The sequence below is a fragment of the Pseudoalteromonas sp. MBR-15 genome, assembly GCF_053628915.1.
Genome location: NZ_JBRJHH010000018.1, coordinates 18,555 through 34,231, shown reverse-complemented (window position 1 = coordinate 34,231; position 15,677 = coordinate 18,555). Strand labels below are relative to the sequence as shown.

Genomic DNA, 15,677 nt, shown 5'->3' with positions numbered 1-15,677 from the left:
ATGCAAATAACAATATCAAGAGAGCAATTTTTAAAACCTTTAGTTCAAGTGTCGGGTGCGATTGAACGCAAGCACACCTTACCGATTTTATCGAACGTACTGTTAGTTGTAGAAAATGGACAACTATCAATGACGGGTACCGATCTTGAAATTGAGTTAGTAGCAAGTGTATTTGTAGGTGAAGACACCGCAGATACAAAATTAACCTTGCCAGCTAAAAAGTTACTCGATATTTGTAAAAGTTTACCCGATGGCTCTGAACTTACTTTAAGTAGCCAAGATCATCAGTTATTACTAACCAGTGGTAAAAGTCGCTTTTCATTGACCACATTAGCTGCAGAAGATTTTCCGAATCTTGAACAATGGGATGGCGAAGTTGAGTTTCAGTTAACCCGTGTAGAGTTACGTAAACTACTTGAAAGTACTCATTTTTCAATGGCGAACCAAGACGTACGCTATTATTTAAATGGTATGTCGTTTGAAGTCGACAATGCCGACATTAAAACAGTGGCAACAGACGGTCACCGTTTAGCGATTGCACAAAAGCAGTTAGCTCAGTCGCTTAATACACAGCGTCAGCTTATTATTCCGCGCAAGGGTGTGCAAGAAATAATGCGCTTAATGGTGGCTGATGATGAGTTAGTAACAATTCAATTTGGCGCTAATCATATTCGTATTATTGATACCGAGTTTACGTTTACAAGTAAATTGGTAGATGGTCGTTTTCCTGATTACCGCCGAGTATTACCACGTGGTGGTGATAAAGTTATTACTGCCAATAGAGAATGGTTACGCAGCGCATTTCAACGTGTGTCTATTTTATCGAATGAGAAATTTCGTGGTGTGCGTTTAAATCTTTCTGAAGGCTTGTTGAAAATAACTGCCAATAACCCTGAGCAAGAGCAAGCAGAAGAAGTGGTTGAGGTTATGTATCAAGGTGGTGAGCTGGAAATTGGTTTTAATGTTTCGTATGTACTCGATGTTTTGAATACATTAAAAACAGAAGATGTCACTTTTACCCTTGCAGATTCAAACAGTAGCGCGCTAATAGAAGGTGCTGGTGACGAAGAAGCGATGTATGTTGTTATGCCGATGCGCTTATAACCTTTTATGAGTTTAAGTCATTTAAGCCTCAATAATTTTCGTAATATTGAGGCGCTGACACTTGAGCCGATAAATGGAATTAATATTATTTATGGCGAAAATGGCAGCGGAAAAACCAGCCTTTTAGAGGCTATTTATTTCCTTTCACATGGTAAATCATTTCGAACCGCCAAGCATAAAAGTATCATTCAACATCAGCAAGACAAGTTTGTTATTCATGGTCGTAAGGCATTACATGACTTGTCGATTCCGGTTGGTATAAGTAAAAACCAAGCGGGTGAAACATCATTGAAGATTCAGGGTAAAACGAGTCGAAAGATCTCAGAGTTGGCGCAGCTAATTCCTGTGCAAGTGATTACACCTGAAAGCTATTCTTTATTTTTCGGTGGACCAAAAGAGCGTAGAAAATTTTTAGATTTAGGATTGTTCCACGTGGAACATGACTTTTTTTATTTATGGCAATCATTCAATAAAGTATTAAAACAACGTAATGCATTGCTGAAGAGTAAACCTAGGAATTATTTCGAGCAGATCAAGTTTTGGGACAAAGAATTTGTTAGACTAGCAGAACAAATAAATAATTTAAGAATCGCGTATATAAGTAGGTTTAAGCAGCAATTTTTTGATAAAATGTGTGCAGAATTAACGCTTATACGCGATTTAGAAATTAGCTTTAACGCGGGTTGGAAAGAGAGCGAATCGCTCTCAGAGGCTCTTGAACAGAGCTTTGAACGTGATGCCAAACAGGGTTTCACAAGCAAAGGCCCGCATAAAGCTGATTTTAGTTTTAGCGTTTCTGGTAATAGTGTGGAAAATACATTTTCACGCGGTCAATTGAAGCTCTTGCTTTATGCGTTGAAAGTAACGCAAAATAGCTTAATTGAATCAGAAACTGATAAGCAATCTATATTGCTAATAGATGACTTACCTTCGGAGTTAGGTGAAGATACAAAGGAAAAAGTGGGTCAGCTTTTATCGCATTGCGATTCACAACTTTTTATCTCATCTATTTTATCTGAAAGTATTTCTGCTGTGGTGGAACCCATGCAACGAGAACTAAAAATGTTCCACGTGAAACATGGCAACCTAATAACAAGATAAGTGGGATTAACCATGTCTGAGAATTACGATTCGTCGAGTATTAAAGTACTTAAAGGATTAGACGCAGTAAGAAAGCGTCCTGGAATGTATATAGGGGACACCGATGACGGTACAGGCTTACACCATATGGTGTTTGAGGTTGTTGATAACTCTATCGATGAAGCCTTAGCTGGTCATTGTGATGATATTTATGTAACGATTCACTTAGACGGTTCAGTCTCTGTAAGAGATAACGGTCGTGGTATTCCTACTTCAATCCATGAAGAAGAAGGTGTATCAGCTGCTGAAGTTATCATGACGGTACTTCATGCTGGTGGTAAATTTGATGATAACTCTTATAAAGTATCGGGCGGTTTACACGGTGTAGGTGTTTCTGTTGTAAATGCTTTATCGGAAAAGCTAAAGTTAACTATCCGTCGCGAAGGTAAACTTCATCAACAAACGTATACAATGGGTGTGCCAGATGCACCATTAGCTGTTATTGGTGACGCGACTGATACAGGCACTGAATTACGTTTCTGGCCAAGCGGTGAAACATTCACTGACCTAAACTTCCACTACGATATTTTAGCGAAGCGTTTACGTGAGCTGTCTTTCCTGAATTCGGGCGTAAGTATTATTCTTACCGATGAGCGTGAAGAAGCGAAAAAAGACCATTTTAAATACGAAGGGGGTATTCAAGCCTTTGTTGAGTATTTAAATCGCAACAAAACACCTGTTCATAAAAGTGTTTTCCACTTTACGCATGAGCGTGAAGAAGACGGCATTAATGTTGAAGTGTCTATGCAATGGAACGATGGTTTCCAAGAGAGCATCTACTGTTTCACAAATAACATTCCACAACGTGATGGTGGTACGCACTTAGCTGGCTTTAGAGCTGCACTTACGCGTACACTAAACAATTACATGGAAAAAGAAGGCTTTAATAAAAAAGCTAAAACAACAAGCAACGCCACGGGTGATGATGCTCGTGAAGGTTTAACAGCCGTTGTGAGTGTTAAAGTTCCTGATCCTAAGTTCTCATCACAAACGAAAGATAAATTAGTATCAAGCGAAGTTAAATCTGCTGTAGAACAAGCCATGGCAGAAAAACTAACAGAGTTTTTATTAGAAAACCCTGTTGATGCTAAAACTGTTGTTGGCAAAATTATTGATGCAGCACGAGCGCGTGAAGCCGCGCGTAAAGCACGTGAAATGACTCGTCGTAAAGGCGCTATGGATTTAGCTGGTTTACCGGGTAAGTTAGCAGACTGCCAAGAAAAAGATCCTGCACTTTCTGAATTATACATAGTGGAGGGTGACTCTGCGGGTGGTTCAGCTAAGCAGGGTCGTAATCGTAAAAACCAAGCAATCTTGCCATTGAAAGGTAAAATATTAAACGTTGAAAAAGCACGTTTTGATAAAATGCTATCTTCGCAAGAAGTTGCGACTCTTATTACCGCATTAGGATGTGGTATTGGCCGTGACGAATACAATCCAGAAAAACTGCGCTACCACAGTATCATTATCATGACCGATGCGGACGTGGATGGTTCTCACATTCGTACACTATTACTTACTTTCTTCTACCGTCAAATGCCAGAGATTGTAGAACGTGGTTATATTTATATTGCACAACCACCACTTTATAAAGTGAAAAAAGGTAAGCAAGAGCGTTATATAAAAGACGATCCAGCACTTGTTGATTACTTAACATCATTGGCGTTAAATAACGCTGCGCTATACACAAGTGAGGGTGCAACCGCACTCGAAGGTGAAGCATTAGAGTCTATTGTTCACGATTATCAAAACACGGTAAAAGTGATTGAGCGCTTAAAACGTAAATACCCGAACACGGTTATGGAACGTTTAATCTATCAAAGTGAGTTAAAAGAAGCTGACCTTGCAGATGAAGCGAAAGTAAAAGAGTGGACTAACATATTAGTTGACGACTTAATTGCTCGCGATGAAGATGCGACTATTTTCCATGCTGGAACAGAACATGATGCTGAGCGTAATTTATATTACCCTGTAGTGAATATTCGTCAGCACGGCGTAGATAAAGCACACGTATTAAACTACGACTTCATTACTTCACGTGATTATAAGCGTATCGCTGTAACAGGTGTAAACATTGCTAATATCCTTGAAGAAGGCGCCTATATTCAACGTGGAGAAAAAACAATTCCAGTTGATAACTTTGTCGATGCATTAGAGTGGTTAATCAGTGAGTCTAAACGTGGCTTGTATATCCAGCGCTATAAAGGACTGGGCGAGATGAACCCAGATCAGTTATGGGAAACAACCATGGATCCTAGTGCTCGTCGTATGTTGAAAGTAACAATTGAAGATGCCGTTGCTGCTGACCAATTATTCGCAACATTAATGGGCGACCAAGTTGAGCCGCGTCGTGAGTTTATTGAAACGAACGCGCTACGTGTAGTAAACCTAGACGTATAAGCTAAAACACATGATGAAGAAAGGAGCCTATTGGCTCCTTTTTTTATTGCTGAAAAAGCACAAACTGCTTAAAACCTTACTGCACACAAGGTATACTGAGAGCAATTTTCAGACTAAACGCACCAGATACTATAAGCCAAATATGCAAAAATATGACGTTAAAACCTTTCAAGGTTTGATCCTGGCTTTACAGGACTATTGGGCACAGCAAGGCTGTGTGATTGCTCAACCACTCGATATGGAAGTGGGAGCAGGGACATTTCATCCGTTAACTTTCTTAAAGTCTATTGGCCCAGAGCCAATGTCGAGCGCGTATGTTCAACCATGCCGTCGCCCAACTGATGGTCGTTATGGTGAGAACCCAAACCGCTTACAACATTACTACCAATTCCAAGTGGTATTAAAGCCATCACCAGAAAACATTCAAGAGCTCTACTTAGGCTCGTTAGCTGCTGTGGGAATTGATACGCTAACTGATGAAGTGCGCTTCGTAGAAGACAACTGGGAATCACCTACACTGGGTGCATGGGGTCTTGGTTGGGAAATCTGGTTAAACGGCATGGAAGTGACTCAGTTCACTTATTTCCAACAAGTAGGTGGCCTAGAGTGTTCTCCAGTAACAGGTGAAATTACTTATGGTCTTGAGCGTTTAGCGATGTATATTCAGGGCGTAGATAGTATCTATGACCTAGTATGGGCAGATGGTCCAATGGGCCGTGTTACATACGGTGATGTATTTCATCAAAATGAAGTTGAGCAATCAGCGTATAACTTCGAACAAGCTGACGTTGCATTCTTATTCTCTCAATTTGATCACTGCGAAAAAGAAAGTCAAAAGCTAATTGAAGCTGGCTTACCGCTACCTGCTTACGAGCAAGTAATGAAAGCGTCACACGCGTTTAACTTATTAGATGCGCGCCACGCTATCTCAGTAACCGAACGTCAACGTTATATCTTACGTGTACGTGCTTTATCTAAAGCGTGCGCACAGAGTTACTATGATGCACGTGAAGCACTTGGTTTCCCGCTTTGTAAGGATTAAGAATTAGCATGTCAGCAGAAAATTTATTAGTAGAAATTGGCACTGAAGAATTGCCACCAAAAGCACTTCGTAAACTTGCTGAGTCGTTTGCTGAAAACTTAACAGCAGAGCTTGCAAGTTTAGAGCTAGCCCATCAAGGCGTAAATTGGTATGCCTCACCGCGCCGTTTAGGTTTACGCGTTACAGCACTTGAAGCAAAACAAAGTGACAAGGTTGTAGAAAAACGTGGTCCTGCTGTTGCGGCAGCATTTGATGCCGATGGCAACCCAACCAAAGCAGCAATGGGTTGGGCACGTGGTTGTGGTATTGATGTAAGCGACGCCGAAACCATTGAAACAGACAAAGGGGCATGGCTACTTCATAAAGCACACGTTGAAGGCCAAGCAACCACCGCGTTAATGAGTGATGCGGTAAACAAAGCGCTTGCTAAATTACCGATCCCGAAACCAATGCGTTGGGGCGCGAATAAAACGCAATTTATTCGCCCTGTACATACGGCAACGATTTTATTTGGTAATACACTAATCGAAGGTGAAATCCTTGGTAAGCAAGTAGGTAACCAACTACAAGGTCACCGATTCCACCACCCAGAAAAGGTCACTATCAATCACGCTGACGAAGTATTTGATGTACTAAAATCTGCGTATGTCGTGGCTGACTTCGAAGCGCGTAAAGCACAAATTCGTGAACAAATTGAAGCTGCAGCGGCTGCTGTCAACGCAAAAGTTGCGATGGATGAAGACTTGCTTGAAGAAGTAACGTCACTTGTTGAATGGCCAGTAACGCTAACAGCAACCTTCGAAGAAGCCTTTTTAGATGTACCCGCTGAAGCGCTTATCTACACCATGAAGGATGATCAAAAATACTTCCCACTGCTAGATCAAGAAGGCAACTTACTTAACAAGTTCCTGTTTGTTTCTAATATTGAAAGTAAAGATCCAAGTGTGGTTATTGCCGGTAACGAAAAGGTGGTTCGTCCACGTTTAGCCGATGCACAGTTCTTTTTTGAAACCGATAAAAAGAAAACACTTGAGAGCCGTTTAGAATCATTAGACACGGTATTATTCCAAAAGCAACTTGGTACACTTAAAGACAAGTCAGAGCGTATTAGTGAACTTGCTGGTTACATTGCTGAGCAGTTAGGTGCTGATGCAGAACTTGCAAAACGTGCTGGTCTTTTAAGTAAAACAGATTTAATGACTGAAATGGTCATGGAGTTTACTGACGTACAAGGTGTAATGGGTATGCATTACGCACGTCACGATGGTGAGGCCGAAGAAGTTGCACTGGCGCAAAATGAGCAATATATGCCACGTTTTGCAGGCGACAACCTACCAACGAATGTGATTAGTTGTGCTGTTGCTATTGCTGATAAATTCGACACGCTAGTGGGTATTTTTGGCATTGGCCAAGCACCGAAAGGTGACAAAGACCCATTTGCACTTCGCCGTGCAGCCATTGGTGCGTTGCGTATCATGGTTGAAAAGTCACTACCACTGGACATTCTAGACCTTGTTGCTAAATCACAAAGCTTGTTTGGTGAAAAGCTAACAAACCTAAATGTTTCAACGGATGTGTTTGAGTTTATGCTAGGTCGCTTCCGTGCATGGTATCAAGATGAAGGGATTGAGGTTGATGTTATTCAAGCTGTACTCGCGCGTCGTCCAACTAAACCGGTTGACTTCGATCGCCGTGTTAAAGCCGTGAGTCACTTCCGTACATTAGACGCAGCAGAAGCGCTTGCAGCCGCAAATAAACGTGTTAGTAATATCTTGGCTAAAAACGATATTACAACGCAAGGTGATGTAAATGAGAGCCTATTAAGTGATGACGCAGAAAAAGTACTCGCGTCTCATGTTGCTAAGTTCTCTGTAGAGCTTGCACCACTTTATGCTAACGGCGATTATCAAGAAGCGTTATCACAACTAGCGGGTATCCGTGAGAGTGTCGACAACTTCTTTGATAACGTCATGGTAATGGCCGATGACGACGCGGTTAAGCAAAACCGTTTAGCATTATTAAGCCAGTTAAGCCGCCTGTTTTTAGATATTGCTGATATTTCTGTGTTGCAGAAGTAAGTAATACACACGTTAATAAAAGCCAGCTCAGTGCTGGCTTTTTTGTAAAAGAGGAACAGTTATGAAACGTATACTAACTTTAGCTTTGGCTGGTTTATTAACGGCATGTTCTAGCCAAATTCAAATGCCGAATATCGATGATATTCTGCCCAGTAAAGACTTAGACCGTACCATGTATTTACGGGGTGACTTTACCTTGTGGGATGCAGAACCTCAGTACCAATTTTACCAAGTTGCTCCGGGGATTTTTCAAACGGATGTGAAGTTTTCTACACCTGGCAAAGTGTATGAGTTTAAAGTCGCCGATGCTGATTTCAGTCAAGGCTATAACTGTGGTTTCAGTGATACCGACCCAGCAGGTCAAGCACTCATTTTAGGTGAGGCTGCAAGCGCCGATTGCAACACAATCTATAACTACTTCAGCTTTAAACCTGCGGCAAAAGGGGTTTATGTAGTGAGTTTTGATTACCGAAATAGCAATCAACCAAAAGTAACAGTCACGAAAAAATAACGCTAAGAGTTGAGTGACGCTAAGTGTTGAGTGGGCGATTTATTATTTACTTCAAAGTTGACAAAGCCCACTCTGATTTTATTTTTTAGCTCGTAGCTCGTAGCTCGTAGCTCGTAGCTCGTAGCTCGTAGCTCGTAGCTCGTAGCTCGTAGCCTACAATCCTTTCTTCACCAAGTATCGATACGGTGCTTGCTCTACCTCTTTCGCCACGAGAGTGTGATCCATAAAGGTACAAAAGCTGGGGATGTCGCGGGTGGTTGATGGGTCATCAGCGATGATAAGTAAAGTCTCGCCATCTTTCATTTTGCGCACAGCACCACGCACCATCATCACCGGTTCTGGACAACGAAGGCCAAGTGCATCTAATTGGTGATCGGGATTATCAAAGCTCATGGCAGACCTATAAAATGAAAGTAACGAATAGTAAGGGGCTATTTTAGCTTTCAATCACTACTGGTTTCAATAACCGAATTCAAAGCAAATAAAAAAGGTGTACTGTGCGTGACAGTACACCTTTTTATCACCAAGATGTTCGGCTAATGAGCGTGTTATTCAACGCGCTCAAATACAGTTGCAATACCTTGGCCTAGACCAATACACATGGTTGCTAAACCGTATTTTGCATTCTTGTCTTCCATTAGGTGAACAAGCGTTGTGCTGATACGAGAGCCTGAACAACCAAGTGGGTGACCAAGCGCGATTGCACCACCATTAAGGTTCACTTTTTCATCTACTACATCCATCAGACCGAGGTCTTTTAATACCGGTAGTGATTGTGCTGCAAACGCTTCGTTAAGCTCAGCAACATCGATATCATCAATTGTGATACCCGCTTGTTTAAGCGCTTTTTGTGATGCTGGAACTGGGCCGTAACCCATAATAGAAGGATCGCAACCTGCAACCGCCATTGATTTAATGCGCGCACGAATAGGTAAACCAAGTTCTTTGGCTTTTTCTTCGCTCATTACCAGCATGGCTGATGCACCGTCAGACAGTGCAGATGAAGTACCTGCTGTTACGCTACCTGATGCAGGGTTGAACACAGGACGAAGCTGAGATAAACCTTCAACTGTTGTCTCTGGGCGAATTACTTCATCGTCTTCAACAAGAATTAATGAACCGTCTGCGTCGTGACCTTCCATCGGTAGGATCTCGCGACGGAAACGACCTTCAACAGTCGCAGCGTGTGCGCGTTGGTGTGAGCGGTAAGCAAACTCATCTTGCTGCTGACGGCTAATGCCGTGAAGCGTTGCAAGGTACTCAGCTGTTAAGCCCATAACACCTGCAGCTTGTGCAACAGACGTTGATAAACCAGGGTGGAAATCATTACCGTGAGTCATCGGCACATGACCCATATGCTCAACACCCCCGATGATATAAGTATCACCCGCACCCGTCATAATAGCGCGAGCCGCATCGTGCAATGCTTGCATTGATGAGCCACATAAACGGTTAACCGTTACTGCAGGTACTGAGTGTGGGATACCGGCTAATAATGCTGCGTTACGGGCAATGTTAAAACCTTGCTCGAGAGTTTGCTGCACACAACCCCAGTAAATATCATCAATCGATGCTGGGTCTACGGCTGGGTTACGCTCTAACAAACCTTTCATTAAGTGAGCACTTAAATCTTCCGCACGTTTATGTTTGAATACGCCGTTTTTTGAACGGCCCATTGGTGTGCGGATACAATCTACGATTACTGGATTATTCATGTTCTTATCCTTCCACCTTATAGAATACACGGCCTTCTTCGGCCCATTTGCGAGTTTCATCTGATACTTGGTAAATCGCACCTAGGTGAGCATATTTGTCTGCTGTTGCAACAAAGTTTGCTAAACCAGTTTGATCTAAGTAACGGAATGCACCGCCTCTAAATGGAGGGAAACCAATACCGTAAATGAGCGCCATATCTGCTTCTTGCGGCGACGCTACAATACCTTCTTGAAGACAAAGTAGTACTTCGTTGATCATCGGTACCATACAACGGTCAATGATTTCTTGCTTGTCGAAGTCTTTAGGTGCATCGGTAATAGCACTTAAAAGTTCAACCGCTTTTGCATCGTGTGCCTTTTTCAAGCGACCACGGCGGTCTGGTGCATATTGGTAAAAACCAGCCCCATTTTTCTGACCAAAACGTTTTTCATTAGCAAATACAGAAACGGGATCTTTCTCTTGGCGAGCCATTCGCTCAGGGAAACCATCAGCCATAACGCCTGTACAGTGGTAAGCCGTATCAATACCCACAACATCAAGCAGATATGCAGGACCCATTGGCCAGCCAAACACGTTTTCCATTACTTTATCGACTTTGGCGAAATCAGCACCTTCAACAACAAGTTTGCTGAAGCCTGCAAAGTAAGGGAACAATACGCGGTTAACAAAGAAACCTGGGCAGTCGTTTACAACAATAGGTGATTTACCTAGTTTTAAGGCGTAATCAACCACTGCATTGATTGTTGCTTCTGATGTCTTTTCACCACGGATGATTTCGACAAGTGGCATTTTTGGCACTGGGTTAAAGAAGTGCATGCCACAGAAGTTTTCTGGTTTTTCAAGCGCTGAGGCTAACTCATCTATACGAATAGTTGATGTGTTTGACGTTAAAATAGTGCCCTCTGGTAGGTCTTTTTCAAGGCCCGATAAAACAGCTTGTTTTACCTTAGGGTTTTCAACAACGGCTTCAACTACAATATCAACACCTTGAAGGTCAGCATCGTTTAGCGTCGGTTTGATTTTACCTAACGTGGCAACCATCTTGTCCATTGCCATGTGGCCACGTTGTACTTTTTTGCCAAGTAATTTAGAGGCTTCGCCCATACCTAAATCAAGCGCATCTTGATTAATGTCTTTCATGACAATCGGCGTGCCTTTATAAGCAGACTGGTATGCAATACCGCCACCCATAATACCTGCGCCTAATACAGCCGCCTGTTTAATTTTAAGCTCGCTGTTTTTGGCTTGTTTCTTCGCTTTACCTTTGATGTATTGGTCGGCTAAGAAAATACCTGTTTGTGCAGCAGCTTCGCTCGTTGCGGCAAGTTTGGCAAAGTTCGTGTTCTCAATTGCCATCGCTTCGGCACGTTCACAGTTTGCCGCTGCTTTAATGGTTTTTACAGCCATAACAGGTGCTGGGTAGTGACCTTTAGTCTGACCCATTACCATGCCTTCGGCCATTGCAAAGCTCATACCTTGCTCAACACGGTTCATTTTCAGTGGTTGTAATTTTACTTGTCGTTTTGCTTGCCAATCTAGCTTGCCAGAAATAGCTTGCTCAAGTGTTGCAATACTTGACTCTAAAAGTTTGTCAGCACTAACTACCGCATCAAAGGCACCTACTTTGAGTGCATCATTCGCGCGGTTTTCTTTGCCTGTCGTGATCCATGTCATCGCATTATCAGCGCCAATCAGGCGTGGAAGACGAACAGTGCCACCAAAACCAGGCATAATGCCTAATTTTACTTCAGGAAGGCCAATTTTAGCCTCAGTACTAGCAACGCGGTAATCGGTAGCAAGTGCCCACTCACACCCGCCGCCAAGCGCCATGCCGTTTACAGCACTTAACGTTGGGAAAGGTAAATCTTCAATTGCGTCAAAAACGTCTGTTGCATTTTTGATCCATGCAACCAATTCTTCTTGAGGTTTAGTGAAAGTCGGTAAAAATTCGAAGATGTCGGCGCCGATAATAAAGTGATCTTTATCGCTGGTGAACACCATGCCTTTGATATCTGAGTTTGCTGCTAATTCTTTTAATGCCGAAGCGCAATCTTGCAAGGTTTGCTGAGAAAGTTTGTTTACTGAGCCATCAGCACAGAACTTAAACTCGGCGATGTTGTCCTTGATGAAAGCAACTTCAAATGAATCGCTTTTATATAACATTATTATTCTCCCTAGTTTATTAACTAAGACTGGTACGATGAGTTTGCATTTCAATCAGTGTGCTTGCTTTAAAATAAAAATGCAACGAAAAATTTACTGCGCTTTATCGCGATTGGTTAAAATATAGCTGGTTTGCTGCTAAGGTGTAGGGGAAGTTTTTATTATTAATTCTTTAATTTTTGTTAAAGGCCATCATGAAAAAACAATTTCTTGGTTGGACGGCTGCCGCATTACTTTTTCCTTTTTTTGCAGCTGGTGCCAACGATAAACATGACGCTTTTTTAAAAGCTGAAAAAAAGGCGCGGTACGGTGACTATGAAGACATGAAAAAGGTGACAGGGGAGCTTGATCATCCCTTAAAACCTTATGTCGAAAAAGCCTATTGGCAGCGTAACCCAAGTCTGCAACACCAAACGGAAATCGAAAACTATTTAAACGTCTATCAAAATACGCCACTTGAATGGCCTGTTCGAAAAGCGTGGCTTGAATACCTAAAGAAGCAGAATAAAAAAGCGGCGTATATTCGTAATTATCGTGAAACCAGCAATAATGAGCTGACGTGTCCCTATTTAAGCTTTCAATTAGATTTAGGGGCACCTGAAAATGCCATCATGAATCAAGTAAGCGACTTATGGGTGGTCGGTAAATCGCAGCCTAAAGAGTGCGATAGCTTATTTTCGCTGTGGAAGAAAAAGGGGTACCAAACTCCTGATCGCGTATGGCAACGAGTCACACTGGCCGCAGAAGGCGGTACGTCGAGTTTATTGCCTTATTTAAAAACCTTATTACCCGAACATGAGCAATATTTAGCTGACTTATATTTAAAAGTTCGCAAAGACCCGAGCGCGTCTGCTGGACTTTACCGCTATAAGAAAAAATCAGCCAAAGAAGGGCAAATTGCGTTGTATGGCGTAAGACGTTTGGTGTGGCGCGACAAAGAACTCGCGCTTAGAGCGTGGGAAAAGATTGAAAAAATGTTCTCCTACACTGACGAGCAAAAGGCTGATGTGTATTACAATTTTGCACTATCTTTAGCATCTAGTGGTCACAAAGAAGCTCGCTTTTGGCTAAATAAGGTGCCGAAAGACCGCCAAACTAGCAAGCTTATGCAGTGGCAATTAGCAAACATGCTTGAGCTACAAGACTGGTCTGGCATTGTGGCTTTTTTTACCGGCAAAGATAATTTAACGCTAGGGCAGCAATACTGGTTAGCTTATAGCTTGAATCAGCGTGGTGAAGTAGAGCGCGCGCGACAAATTTGGCAAACGGTGGCCAAAGAGCGTGATTACTATGGTTTTCTTGCGTCTGCGCGATTAGGTATACCTGTTAGTTTAAATAATAAAGAGCTGAATATTAGCGATAAACTCAAGCTTGAGGTTGCGAATGCGCCAGGCTTTAAGCGTGCCCGTGCTTTGTACGAATTAGATCGTTTTACTGCAGCTCGTCGCGAATGGAATTATTTAACCGATACCTCAACCAAAGAAGAAAAACTGGCAGCATCAATGCTTGCAGCAGATCTTGATTGGTACGACAGCACTATTTATACCTTGGCACAAATTAAAGAATGGGATTACGTTGATTTACGTTTTCCGTTCGCGTTTCGAAACTTGTTCGAAAACTACAGTAACCGCAGTCATATCGATGTTGCATGGAGTATTGCCATTTCTCGACGTGAAAGCTCGTTTGCGCCAGATGCTCGTTCACATGCGAATGCTCATGGCTTAATGCAGTTATTACCTAGCACAGCCAAATATATGAATAAAAGCACGGTGTCACGTAGTGTACTTTATCAGCCTCGTACTAATATTCGTCTTGGTAGTGAATACCTGAAGTATTTGAAGAAAAAAAATCATGGTAATGAAATTTTAGCGACGGCCTCTTACAATGCTGGCTATCATCGCATTAAGCGCTGGCTACCAGAGCAAGCAATGCCTGCTGAGTTGTGGATTGAACTGATCCCCTTCACTGAAACACGTAACTACGTTAAAAATGTGTTCGCTTACAGGCAGGTATATCACACCCGCCTTGGTCGAGATGGTAATGTACTTGCGCCCATTCTCGATATGAAAATGGGTGGCTAAATTAAAATACAAACGAGGCTCATCCCCCCTCAGTTGGGGGTTATGGCCGACTATGATAGACTGCAAGTAAGTTAAATTTACTAGAGATGGGTTTACTATGGATAAATTAGCGGTGTTATATGCCGAACATATTGCAACCTTGCAACAGCGTACTCGTACTATTACTGAACGTGAGGGTTTAGAAGGGCTCGTAATTCACTCAGGCCAAGCTAAGCGTCAGTTCTTAGATGACATGTATTATCCGTTTAAAGTGAATCCGCAATTTAAAGCTTGGTTACCTGTTATTGATAATCCGCATTGTTGGATTGTCGTCGACGGTGCATCTAAGCCGAAGCTAATTTTTTATCGTCCAGTGGATTTTTGGCATAAAGTGCCTGATGAGCCGCGTGATTTTTGGGCTGAGTATTTTGATATTGAGCTTTTAGTACAACCTGATCAGGTTGAAAAACTACTCCCTTATGATAAAGCAAATTATGCATATATCGGTGAGTACTTAGAGGTCGCACAAGCGCTGGGTTTCAGCATTATGAATCCTGAGCCAGTGATGAACTACTTACATTTCCATCGAGCTTATAAAACGCAGTACGAACTTGAGTGTCTTCGCCAAGCGAACCGTATCGCTGTAGAGGGTCATAAAGCGGCGCGTGATACGTTCTTTAATGGTGGTTCTGAGTTTGATATTCAGCACGCTTATCTAATGGCTACACGCCAAAGTGAAAACGAGATGCCTTACGGAAATATCGTTGCACTGAATGAAAATTGCGCCATTTTACATTACACGCATTTCGAGCCAACTGCGCCTCATACACATCACTCATTTTTAATTGATGCAGGTGCAAACTTTAACGGCTATGCTGCGGATATTACTCGTACCTATGATTTTAAAAAGTCAGGTGAGTTTAGCGATCTCATTCAGGTTATGACTGAGCATCAAATTGCCTTAGGTAAGGCATTGAAACCCGGTCTCTTATACGGCGAGTTACATTTAGAGTGTCACCAACGTGTCGCACAAGTACTGAGTGATTTTAATATTGTAAAATTACCAGCTGCTGACATTGTTGAACGCGGTATTACTTCAACGTTTTTCCCTCATGGATTGGGTCATCACCTTGGCTTACAAGTTCATGATATGGGTGGTTTTATGGCTGACGAATCAGGGACGCACCAAGCTCCACCTGAAGGTCATCCATTCCTTCGCTGCACACGTTTAATTGAGAAGAACCAAGTATTTACGATTGAGCCTGGTTTATACTTCATCGATTCATTATTGGGCGACCTTGCTCAAACCGATAATAAACAGTTTATTAACTGGGAAAAAGTTGAAGAATTTAAGCCATTTGGCGGTATCCGAATTGAAGATAATATTATCGTTCATGAAGACAGTCTCGAAAATATGACCCGTGATCTACACTTAGATTAACGGCGAGCAAAATAGAGTATAG

General features: G+C 42.2%; 11 protein-coding genes. 8 read left to right on the top strand and 3 right to left on the bottom strand.

The genetic code is table 11. The features are described 5' to 3' along the window. From dnaN to ACSSVW_RS18790, 6 genes are all read left to right on the top strand, one after another. Positions 1-1,104, top strand: coding sequence for a DNA polymerase III subunit beta (dnaN, locus tag ACSSVW_RS18815; RefSeq protein ID WP_036973687.1), 1,104 nt, complete (start codon positions 1-3; stop codon positions 1,102-1,104). Positions 1,105-1,110: 6 nt separating this feature from the next. Next, a complete protein-coding gene (recF, locus tag ACSSVW_RS18810) occupies positions 1,111-2,205 on the top strand; it encodes a DNA replication/repair protein RecF (RefSeq protein WP_036973686.1) in 1,095 nt (364 codons plus the stop codon). Between the two features lie 12 nt (positions 2,206-2,217). Beyond that, positions 2,218-4,644: a DNA topoisomerase (ATP-hydrolyzing) subunit B gene (gene gyrB, locus ACSSVW_RS18805; RefSeq protein WP_454179906.1), complete on the top strand. Its 2,427-nt coding sequence runs from the start codon at positions 2,218-2,220 to the stop codon at positions 4,642-4,644. 142 nt (positions 4,645-4,786) lie between these two features. Then, on the top strand, positions 4,787-5,686 hold the full coding sequence (gene glyQ, locus ACSSVW_RS18800; RefSeq protein ID WP_036973766.1) for a glycine--tRNA ligase subunit alpha: 900 nt from the start codon (positions 4,787-4,789) through the stop codon (positions 5,684-5,686). An 8-nt stretch (positions 5,687-5,694) separates the two neighbouring features. Continuing rightward, entirely contained in the window at positions 5,695-7,764 is a 2,070-nt protein-coding gene (glyS, locus tag ACSSVW_RS18795) for a glycine--tRNA ligase subunit beta (protein ID WP_036973683.1), read from the top strand. A gap of 61 nt (positions 7,765-7,825) precedes the next feature. Further along, on the top strand, positions 7,826-8,275 hold the full coding sequence (locus ACSSVW_RS18790; RefSeq protein ID WP_036973682.1) for a hypothetical protein: 450 nt from the start codon (positions 7,826-7,828) through the stop codon (positions 8,273-8,275). A gap of 153 nt (positions 8,276-8,428) precedes the next feature. Here the strand turns inward: ACSSVW_RS18790 and tusA are convergent, their stop codons facing one another. From tusA to fadB, 3 genes are all read right to left on the bottom strand, one after another. Next, positions 8,429-8,668 carry a sulfurtransferase TusA gene (gene tusA, locus ACSSVW_RS18785; RefSeq protein ID WP_036973681.1) on the bottom strand — a complete coding sequence of 80 codons (240 nt, stop codon included), beginning with the start codon at positions 8,666-8,668 and terminating at the stop codon, positions 8,429-8,431. Between the two features lie 155 nt (positions 8,669-8,823). Beyond that, entirely contained in the window at positions 8,824-9,990 is a 1,167-nt protein-coding gene (gene fadA, locus ACSSVW_RS18780) for an acetyl-CoA C-acyltransferase FadA (protein WP_036973680.1), read from the bottom strand. Positions 9,991-9,994: 4 nt separating this feature from the next. After that, a complete protein-coding gene (gene fadB / locus ACSSVW_RS18775) occupies positions 9,995-12,154 on the bottom strand; it encodes a fatty acid oxidation complex subunit alpha FadB (RefSeq protein ID WP_421419124.1) in 2,160 nt (719 codons plus the stop codon). Positions 12,155-12,348: 194 nt separating this feature from the next. Between fadB and ACSSVW_RS18770 the strand changes: the two genes are divergently transcribed. Together ACSSVW_RS18770 and pepQ are read left to right on the top strand one after the other, a co-directional pair. Next, entirely contained in the window at positions 12,349-14,235 is a 1,887-nt protein-coding gene (locus ACSSVW_RS18770) for a transglycosylase SLT domain-containing protein (RefSeq protein ID WP_421419125.1), read from the top strand. Positions 14,236-14,332: 97 nt separating this feature from the next. Next, positions 14,333-15,655, top strand: coding sequence for a Xaa-Pro dipeptidase (gene pepQ, locus ACSSVW_RS18765; RefSeq protein ID WP_036973676.1), 1,323 nt, complete (start codon positions 14,333-14,335; stop codon positions 15,653-15,655). The last annotated feature ends 22 nt before the right edge of the window (positions 15,656-15,677 follow it).

What these genes read in the sequence shown, in the direction of transcription:
- dnaN (WP_036973687.1), top strand. Translation starts at nt 1, where the DNA reads ATGCAAATAACAATATCAAGAGAGCAATTTTTAAAACCTTTAGTTCAA.
- recF (WP_036973686.1), top strand. Translation starts at nt 1,111, where the DNA reads ATGAGTTTAAGTCATTTAAGCCTCAATAATTTTCGTAATATTGAGGCG.
- gyrB (WP_454179906.1), top strand. Translation starts at nt 2,218, where the DNA reads ATGTCTGAGAATTACGATTCGTCGAGTATTAAAGTACTTAAAGGATTA.
- glyQ (WP_036973766.1), top strand. Translation starts at nt 4,787, where the DNA reads ATGCAAAAATATGACGTTAAAACCTTTCAAGGTTTGATCCTGGCTTTA.
- glyS (WP_036973683.1), top strand. Translation starts at nt 5,695, where the DNA reads ATGTCAGCAGAAAATTTATTAGTAGAAATTGGCACTGAAGAATTGCCA.
- ACSSVW_RS18790 (WP_036973682.1), top strand. Translation starts at nt 7,826, where the DNA reads ATGAAACGTATACTAACTTTAGCTTTGGCTGGTTTATTAACGGCATGT.
- tusA (WP_036973681.1), bottom strand. Translation starts at nt 8,668, where the DNA reads ATGAGCTTTGATAATCCCGATCACCAATTAGATGCACTTGGCCTTCGT.
- fadA (WP_036973680.1), bottom strand. Translation starts at nt 9,990, where the DNA reads ATGAATAATCCAGTAATCGTAGATTGTATCCGCACACCAATGGGCCGT.
- fadB (WP_421419124.1), bottom strand. Translation starts at nt 12,154, where the DNA reads ATGTTATATAAAAGCGATTCATTTGAAGTTGCTTTCATCAAGGACAAC.
- ACSSVW_RS18770 (WP_421419125.1), top strand. Translation starts at nt 12,349, where the DNA reads ATGAAAAAACAATTTCTTGGTTGGACGGCTGCCGCATTACTTTTTCCT.
- pepQ (WP_036973676.1), top strand. Translation starts at nt 14,333, where the DNA reads ATGGATAAATTAGCGGTGTTATATGCCGAACATATTGCAACCTTGCAA.